The sequence below is a fragment of the Pseudomonas sp. NPDC086112 genome (assembly GCF_044746425.1).
Lineage (GTDB): Bacteria > Pseudomonadota > Gammaproteobacteria > Pseudomonadales > Pseudomonadaceae > Aquipseudomonas.
In genome coordinates this window covers 518-9259 of sequence record NZ_JBIVCD010000073.1, presented here as the reverse complement: position 1 = coordinate 9259, position 8742 = coordinate 518, and the positions used below count along the sequence as shown (strand labels likewise).

The 8742-nt window shown below is 58.0% G+C and carries 8 protein-coding genes and 2 pseudogenes; 8 read left to right on the top strand and 2 right to left on the bottom strand.

Annotated features, from left to right (window positions below):
- Positions 1-731 (top strand): RNA polymerase sigma factor RpoS (gene rpoS / locus ACIPLA_RS27650; protein WP_401177587.1); only part of this gene is annotated, 731 nt, incomplete at its 5' end.
- A gap of 585 nt (positions 732-1316) precedes the next feature.
- On the opposite strand, the gene fdxA is transcribed toward rpoS, so the two are convergent.
- Both fdxA and mutS read right to left on the bottom strand, forming a co-directional pair.
- Positions 1317-1640, bottom strand: coding sequence for a ferredoxin FdxA (gene fdxA / locus ACIPLA_RS27645; protein ID WP_003222178.1), 324 nt, complete (start codon positions 1638-1640; stop codon positions 1317-1319).
- Positions 1641-1782: 142 nt separating this feature from the next.
- Positions 1783-4350, bottom strand: coding sequence for a DNA mismatch repair protein MutS (gene mutS, locus ACIPLA_RS27640; RefSeq protein ID WP_401177590.1), 2568 nt, complete (start codon positions 4348-4350; stop codon positions 1783-1785).
- Between the two features lie 212 nt (positions 4351-4562).
- Here mutS and ACIPLA_RS27635 point away from each other — a divergent pair, with 212 nt between their 5' ends.
- From ACIPLA_RS27635 to ACIPLA_RS27605, 7 genes and pseudogenes are all read left to right on the top strand, one after another.
- Positions 4563-5297: an XRE family transcriptional regulator gene (locus tag ACIPLA_RS27635; protein ID WP_008072692.1), complete on the top strand. Its 735-nt coding sequence runs from the start codon at positions 4563-4565 to the stop codon at positions 5295-5297.
- A 477-nt stretch (positions 5298-5774) separates the two neighbouring features.
- Positions 5775-5963, top strand: coding sequence for a Com family DNA-binding transcriptional regulator (locus ACIPLA_RS27630; RefSeq protein WP_401177584.1), 189 nt, complete (start codon positions 5775-5777; stop codon positions 5961-5963).
- Between the two features lie 7 nt (positions 5964-5970).
- Positions 5971-6551, top strand: a pseudogene (locus ACIPLA_RS27625) (DUF642 domain-containing protein).
- 129 nt (positions 6552-6680) lie between these two features.
- A complete protein-coding gene (locus tag ACIPLA_RS27620) occupies positions 6681-7028 on the top strand; it encodes a phage holin family protein (protein ID WP_218398409.1) in 348 nt (115 codons plus the stop codon).
- Positions 7029-7247: 219 nt separating this feature from the next.
- A complete protein-coding gene (locus ACIPLA_RS27615) occupies positions 7248-7811 on the top strand; it encodes a glycoside hydrolase family 19 protein (protein WP_401177581.1) in 564 nt (187 codons plus the stop codon).
- Positions 7793-8092 (top strand): annotated as a pseudogene (locus tag ACIPLA_RS27610) (hypothetical protein). The gene ACIPLA_RS27615 and the pseudogene ACIPLA_RS27610 overlap by 19 nt, the downstream one beginning before the upstream one ends.
- Positions 8093-8172: 80 nt before the next feature.
- Positions 8173-8673 carry a CinA family protein gene (locus ACIPLA_RS27605; protein WP_218398405.1) on the top strand — a complete coding sequence of 167 codons (501 nt, stop codon included), beginning with the start codon at positions 8173-8175 and terminating at the stop codon, positions 8671-8673.
- The last annotated feature ends 69 nt before the right edge of the window (positions 8674-8742 follow it).

Below are 8742 nucleotides of genomic sequence, written 5' to 3'. Positions count from 1 at the left end.
ATCCGGCCGGGCGCAAGCGCATGATTGAAAGCAACCTGCGGCTGGTGGTGAAAATCGCCCGTCGTTACGTCAATCGTGGGCTGTCGCTGCTGGACCTGATCGAAGAGGGCAACCTCGGCCTGATCCGGGCAGTAGAAAAGTTCGATCCTGAACGCGGTTTCCGCTTTTCGACCTACGCCACCTGGTGGATTCGTCAGACCATCGAGCGCGCGATCATGAATCAGACCCGGACCATCCGGTTGCCGATCCATGTGGTCAAAGAGCTCAATGTGTACTTGCGGGCTGCACGGGAGCTGACTCAAAAGCTCGATCATGAACCCTCACCCGAAGAAATCGCCAACCTGCTGGAGAAACCGGTAGGCGAGGTCAAGCGCATGCTAGGCCTGAACGAGCGGGTTTCTTCGGTCGACGTCTCGCTGGGTCCGGATTCGGATAAAACCCTGCTGGACACCCTTACCGATGACCGCCCGACCGATCCATGCGAACTGTTGCAGGACGACGACCTGTCACAGAGCATCGATCAGTGGCTCTCGGAGCTGACCGACAAGCAACGCGAGGTGGTCATTCGCCGCTTTGGCTTGCGAGGTCACGAGAGCAGCACGCTTGAAGACGTAGGCCTGGAAATCGGCTTGACCCGGGAGCGGGTCAGGCAAATTCAGGTTGAAGGCCTCAAGCGTCTTCGGGAGATTCTCGAGAAAAACGGCCTGTCGAGTGAGTCGCTGTTCCAATAAGCAACTCGTTCAACCGGTAACGAATAGCCCCGACTGGTTTGGGGCTTTTTGTTGCCCGGAATTTAAGAATTGCGTTGTTCTTTTGCACCACCTCAGGTTTGTAGTCTCGTGTTGTAAGTCTTTGCTTACTCTTTCGTAAGTGTTCGTTATTTTTACACCCTGGCAGTTGTCTATTTAACTTGTGGTATTCGTTTATATTATTGATTTGTATGATTATTTTTTTAGATTAACAGCGTGTGACAGACGCTTTCCGCGACAGAGGCCGATTGCTCTTAGTGGGGAATCCTCTAGTATCTGAACTGTGTCGACGGATAGACACGCCCTTCAAGGAAGAGGGGAACGGACATCGCAGGAAGCGATTCATCAGGACGATGAAAAGGAACACAAGGAATAGGGAAAAAATGTGGGCGGGTCATACCGCCCCTTTTTTTGCCTGTAGAAAAGCAAAAGATCAAAATCAAGAATCAAAAGATCGCAGCTTGCGGCTGCTCCTACGCGCCTGTGGGCGCCGCCGCAGGCTGCGATCTTTTGATCTTTGGAAAAGCAAAAAGGCCCACAAGGGGCCTTTTCGAGAACACGGGGTAATCAGCGTTCGAGGTCTTTGATCTTGCCTTTGACGCCATCCCACTCTTCGGCATCGGGCAACGATTCTTTCTTCTCGGTGATGTTGGGCCAGATTTCCGCCAGCTCAACGTTCAGCTGAATGAACTCCTGCATATCTTCCGGAACTTCATCTTCGGAGAAGATGGCCACGGCAGGGCATTCTGGTTCGCACAGTGCGCAGTCGATGCACTCATCCGGGTGAATCACCAGGAAGTTCGGGCCTTCGTAAAAGCAGTCCACCGGACAGACTTCTACGCAGTCGGTGTACTTGCACTTGATGCAGTTGTCGGTGACGACGAAGGTCATTTCTAATTTTCTCCTCAGGCGGCGGCAGCGGAGCCCCTTCACGTTGGGGTCGCCAGGTTCGGGAGCGATAGTCTGCAGGTCAGGCTATTGGCCTGCAGCATCCCAAACCGCGCGAGATTCTAACAGCTTGCAGGCAAGTGCGTTAGATCCGTGTCTTTAGTGTATAGAGCATTTCGAGCGCACGACGCGGTGACATGTCGTCCAGATCAAGTTTGGCCAGTTCATCCAGCACCGGATGCGGCAGGCTGGCGAACATGTCGCTCTGCTGCGGCGTGACCGGTTTGCCTTTGGCCGGCTTCGCAACCTCATGAGGCAGCGCTGTGGATTCCAGTCGGCTCAGATGCTCGCGAGCCCGCACGATCACTTCGCTCGGTACACCGGCCAACTGCGCAACCGCCAAGCCATAGCTCTGGCTGGCAGGCCCAGGCAGCACGTGGTGCAGGAACACGATGCGTTCGTTGTGTTCGGTGGCATTGAGATGCACGTTGGCCACCAGTGGCTGGGCTTCCGGCAGCACTGTCAGCTCGAAATAGTGGGTGGCGAACAGGGTGTAGGCCCGCAGGTGCGCGAGACGCTCAGCCGCCGCCCAGGCCAGGGACAGACCGTCGAAGGTGCTGGTGCCGCGACCGACTTCGTCCATCAGCACCAGGCTGCGTTCGGTGGCGTTGTGCAAAATGTTCGCGGTTTCGCTCATTTCAACCATGAAGGTCGAGCGCCCGCCCGCCAAGTCATCGCTGGAGCCGATTCGGGTGAAGATTCGGTCTACCAAGGACAATTCGCAACTGGCCGCCGGCACGAAACTGCCGATATGCGCCAGTAGCACGATCAATGCGGTCTGACGCATGTAGGTGGATTTACCGCCCATGTTCGGACCGGTAATCACCAGCATGCGGGTATTGTCGTCAAGGCTCAGGTCATTGGCCACGAACGGCGTGGTGAGTACTTGCTCGACCACCGGGTGACGACCCTGGGTGATGCGCATGCACGGCTCGCTGACAAAACGCGGGCAGTTCAGGTCCAGATTCAGTGCGCGCTCGGCGAGGTTGCTCAGCACATCCAGCTCGGCCAAGGCTGCGGCGGTGTCTTGCAAGGGCGGCAACTGGGCGATCAAGTCTTCGAGCAACGCTTCGTAGAGCATTTTCTCGCGGGCCAGGGCGCGGCTCTTGGCGGACAGCGCCTTGTCCTCGAACGCCTTCAGTTCCGGCGTGATGAAGCGCTCGGCACCTTTGAGGGTCTGCCGCCGAATATAGTCCGCAGGCGCCGATTCGGCCTGCTTGCTCGGCAACTCGATGAAGTATCCGTGAATCCGGTTATAGCCGACCTTCAAGTGCGACAGGCCGGTGCGGGCCTTTTCACGCGCTTCGAGATCGATCAGGAACTGCCCGGCGTTTTCGCTGAGCGATTGCAGTTCGTCGAGTTCGCTGTCGTAACCGGTTTTCAACACGCCGCCGTCACGGATGACGGCGGGCGGGTTGTCGATAATGGCTTTTTCCAGCAATGCCGCCAGTTCCGGATAGGTGCTGGTGGTCGTCGCCAATTGAATGATGTGCGGGGCTTCAAGCTCGGCCATCGCCACTTGCAACTCTGGCAGTGCACCGAGGGCGTCGCGAAGGCGCGCCAAGTCACGAGGACGGGCATTGCGCAGGCCGATCCGCGCCAGAATCCGCTCGATGTCACCGATTTCCTTGAGCTGCGGTTGCAGCTTTTCGAAACGGTAACCGTCGAGCAGGCAGGTGATCGAGCTCTGACGCGCCAGCAATACGGTCAAATCCCGCAGCGGACGGTTCAGCCAGCGAGTCAGCAAGCGGCTGCCCATGGCGGTCTGACAGCGGTCGACCACCGATTGCAAGGTGTTGTCGCGACCGCCGGCCAGGTTGGTGTCCAGTTCCAGGTTGCGACGGCTCGCGCCGTCCAGCACCACGGTGTCATCCAGGCGTTCATGACGCAGGCTGCGCAAATGCGGCAGGGCGGTGCGCTGGGTTTCCTTGGCGTAGCTGAGCAGGCAACCGGCGGCGCCGATCGCCAGGGTCAGGTTCTCGCAGCCGAATCCTTTCAGGTCCTGGGTGGAAAACTGCTGGCAAAGACTTTTCAGTGCCGAGTCACGTTCAAAATCCCACGGCGCACGGCGACGAACCCCACGACGTTTTTCCGCCGGCAGGTCTTTCGGCCAATCATCCGGGATCATCAGCTCCACCGGATTGACGCGCTCCAGTTCCGCCAACAGGTTTTCCCAGCCCTTGATCTCCAGCACGGTGAAGTTGCCGCTGGTGATGTCCAGCACCGCCAGCCCGAACAGACGCTCGTCACCCAGCACCGCCGCGATCAGGTTGTCCCTGCGCTCATCCAGCAGCGCTTCATCGCTGACTGTGCCAGGGGTGATGATCCGCACCACCTGACGATCCACCGGGCCTTTGCTGGTGGCCGGGTCGCCGACCTGCTCACAAATCACCACCGACTCGCCGAGCTTCACCAGTTTCGCCAGGTAACCTTCCGCGGCGTGGTAAGGAATCCCACACATCGGAATCGCCTGCCCCGCCGATTGCCCACGAGCCGTCAAAGTGATGTCCAGCAACTTGGCGGCCTTCTTCGCGTCTTCATAGAAGATCTCGTAGAAGTCACCCATGCGGTAGAACATCAGCTGGTCGGGGTGCTGGTTCTTCAGGCGCCAGTACTGCTGCATCATCGGGGTGTGGGAGGACAGATCGGAGATGGCTTTATTCATCGGAAATTCAGGAAAACTCGTTGAAAGGTGTAGGGCAAAGGAGGGGCATCGGCCCGGCTTTTCCGCGATGGGCGCAAGGTTAACATGGGCAGTCCGACCTACGCAGGCATGAAAGCGCCAAGGCACATTTCTGCTCTCTATGCACGATCTATGCAAATCAGCATTTGTCTTCCGAAAAAAGATCAAGCACTATGCACGTTATGCAAAAACGCAATGTTTCTACCGTCTTAAGAGCACTGCTCGATCAGCACGGGATCTCCCCCACGGAGCTTCACCGTCGCACCGGCGTGCCTCAATCCACTCTCTCGCGGATCCTCAGCGGGAAGATCGTCGATCCTTCGGATAAACATATTTCGAAGATTGCCGAATACTTCGCCGTGAGCACCGACCAGTTGCGTGGCCGTGCGGATGTCGCGCACGCCGCCAGCGCCGGGCGCGATGAGTCGCATTCGGAACTCAAGGACATAAGCCTGTGGGACGACGATACGCCCGTCGATGACGACGAGGTGTCGGTCCCCTTTCTTCGCGAGGTTGAATTGGCTGCTGGATCAGGAAGATTCGTCATCGAAGAGAGCGAGCGCTCTAGCCTGCGCTTCGGCAAGCGCAGCCTGCGCCATAACGGCGTGCAGTTCGATCAGGCCAAATGCGTGACCGTGCGCGGCAACAGCATGTTGCCGGTGCTGCGCGATGGCGCCACGGTCGGGGTGAATGCCGGTAAATGCGGGATTGGTGACATCGTCGACGGTGACCTCTACGCCATCAACCACAACGGCCAGTTGCGGGTGAAACAGCTTTATCGCCTGCCGACAGGGATTCGCTTGCGCAGCTTCAACCGCGATGAGCATCCGGACGAGGACTACAGCTTCCAGGAAATCCAGGAAGAGCAGATCGTCATCCTCGGTCACGTCTTCTGGTGGGGCATGTACGCCCGTTAACCTCACCGCTGTCAGATAAAACTCGCTGCCCGGCGGGTTTTTTTTCGCCTGTCGAAAAACCGCCAACGCCTTTGCTTGCGGGGCTTCCATGCGCCTGTGCATTTCTAATGCATAAATAAATGCATTTATGCATTGACTGTATATGCATCCATGCATATTCTTTGTCTCAAGCCGCCCAACAAGGCGGCTCGAAACGAAGCTCTTTAGTTCCACCACAAAGGCAGCGATGAACCGGCCTCAACGGTTCAGAGGGTTGGCAACTGACCCGGGTGTGCAGCGTAAAGCACCACAAGCAGTTATCCGGCGGGCAGGGGCCGCGGTCGGAAAAACAATTTGAATGGACTCGTACCGCGCCAGTAGCGCCGAAAGGTCAATGCGAAGGATCGCATTCCGGTTAGCGCCGGGAATGCCCACCTCGTCCGAGGTTTATCAACCTCAATTACAGAAAGGACTCGGCAGAAGCCAGGAGGCATCTCAATGTTGAAAGATTGCAGATGTGGGCAGTGCAAAAGACTTCTCGCCCGAGTGGGTGAGTACACCGAGCTCCAGATCAAATGTTCCCGATGCGGGACGCTGAATCATGTGAAGGCAACGAGCCTCGAGCGATCGCCTGTGAGCGACATGAGCACTGCATCAGCAGCGCAAATAACTCAATTAACTCAATAGGTGAATCATGAACGGTTTCAGGGAATACATTGCCCCGCTGTTGCTGGCCGTTGCTCTGTTCGGCGCTGGGGGCAACGCTGTTGCCGCCAACCTTTTGGTCAACGGCAGCTTTGAACAGCCAGGCTGCAGCGGTAGTTGCATACTGGATACCACGGAGCAAGCCAACTTCATCACGGGTTGGACGACGTTTCTGTCCGGTGCCGAGTACTTCAATATGCCTGCCGCGATCGGCGGCTCCGTCGCCGCGGATGGCGTTGTGATCGTCGACCTGGCCAACTACGTTTATGGCAACGGCGGCGGCATTCAGCAGAACTTTGCTACCACGGTCGGCGCCCAGTACCGATTGACCTCAGCGCGGGTAATTCGCGCTACGCCGGTCGCTCCGGCGACGGTGTCATCCAGGTGAATGTGGCGGGGAAAATCGTCACCTTCAACACCCCGTCCGCCAACGGTACAACAGTCGAGTGGAGCACCATCACTTACGACTTCACCGCCACCACGGCTAAAACGACCCTGGCCTTCCCCAACGAGCAGAACCCGTACGCCAACTTTGCCTTCATCGACAACGTAATCGTTGAGCCTGTTTAACCACCTGGTCGCCTGCCATCAACAGGATTTGCAGTCGTTTCTCTGCGCTTGAGCGGCGACCGCTGATCACCAAGGCTGCATCCGAAACACACCATCAATTACTCATTAATCACCCCCAGGAGGCGTGACATGACAAACGAGCAACAAGCGTTGCTGGACATGCCGATCTGGCTGGTCATCGTTCTCGCCCTGGTGGGTGGGGTGTCTGGTGAAATGTGGCGCGCCGACAAGGAGGGCGCTCGCGGGTGGTCATTGCTGCGGCGTCTGGCCTTGCGATCCGGGGCCTGCATGGTCTGCGGAGTCTCGGCCATCATGTTGCTGTACGCCGCTGGCATGTCGATCTGGGCGGCTGGCGCGTTCGGTTGTCTGACGGCGATGGCCGGAGCGGATGTTTCCATCGGTCTTTATGAGCGCTGGGCGGCCAAGCGGATTGGCGTTTGCGAAGTGCCGCCGCCAGATACCCGCCAGGATCACTGAATACAAAGCCCAATGGAATGGCGAGCAGCGATGCCTACCGGCATCCGACCCGCACGGACGCGGGTTTCCCACGGCCAGTACCTTTCACTCAAACCCGCACTCAAGCGGGGTTTTATTACCCGGTGAAAACACGATGAAGATCATTCCACTGATTGACCAACTGCGTGATCACTGCCCAAGTCTTGTAGATCGAGTCGCCGCCGGCATTCTGGAGGCTATATGACTGTTACGCAGCAACAACTACAGATCGTTATGCCCAACGCCAGCTCCCAAGCAGGCGTTTTCATTTCTGCGCTCAACATCGCCATGACCCACCGCAACATCAATACCCCGAAACGCATCGCTGCGTTCCTTGCGCAAGTCGGTCATGAGTCGGGGCAGTTGCAGTACGTACGTGAGTTGGGCTGCGCTCAATACTTGAGCAAGTACGACACCGGCGCACTGGCTGTGCGCCTGGGTAATACGCCAGAGCCCGACGGCGACGGTCAAAAATACCGTGGCCGAGGCCTGATTCAGATCACGGGTCGCGACAATTACCGTCAGTGCAGTCTCGGACTCTTCGGTGATGATCGTTTGCTGTTTTTGCCAGGACTTCTGGAAAAGCCGCGGTGGGCCGCTGAATCGGCTGCCTGGTTCTGGGAGCAAAATGGCTTCAATGAACTGGCCGACCGCGACCAGTTCAACAGCATCACCCGCCGCATCAACGGCGGCCTGAACGGTTTGCAGGATCGCTTGCATCTCTGGGCGCGGGCGAGGGCGGTGTTATGCCAGCCTTCGGTTTGATCCCGATGTCTTACCGCATCATTGGCGTTGTTGTGTTTCCGGTTGTGTTGGCCGGCGGCTCGGCGGCGCTGGCCTGGCGACTTCAGGACTGGCGTTATGGCCGGCAACTGGCGGAACTGGCCGGGTTGCAGGCCGAGAAACTCGACCAGTTGACGGTGGCACCCGCGACGTAGCGAGCCCCCGGTGCATGCTCAACGAATTGTCGCTATCACCAATGCCGGCGACCGCGGATTGATTGCCTTGCAGGCCGTCAGGCTTATATCAGAGCCTTTGCTCGCTAACATTTTGATCGATCCTGAACCTTGCAAGCGTGATCGGCTCGTGTACGGTAGGCCTCATTCCGCTCGATCAGGAGAGAGCCGTGAAAGATATCACTCAGTTGGCCGCTGAACTTGGCAGACGCTTGCAGGTTCTCAATGCCCACGTCACCACCGCCGAATCCTGTACCGGTGGCGGGATTGCCGAGGCAATCACCCGTATTCCGGGGAGTTCGGCGTGGTTCGAGGCCGGTTATGTCACCTACTCCAACCGTCAGAAAACCCAGCAACTGGATGTCCCGGCTGAGTTGTTTCCAACTGTCGGGGCGGTCAGTCGCGAGGTGGTCGAGGCCATGGTCCGCGGCGCGCAGGAAAAAAGCCGGGCGCGTTTTGCCGTGGCCGTTAGCGGTGTGGCGGGGCCGGATGGTGGTTCGCCGGGCAAGCCCGTGGGCACGGTGTGGCTGGCCTGGGGGGTGGGTGAGCAGGTGTTCAGCGAGGTGCAGTACTTTGCCGGTAACCGTGACGAGGTCCGCCGACAAACGGTGAAGGCCGCGCTAGAGGGGCTGCTGCGCCATGCCGCTGGAGAAATCTCAAATCAGGGGTAGGCGATCCTGAAACGCTGTGGAATAATACTGGCTACTTATACAGGTGTTGGCCGTCAGGCCTTATTTATT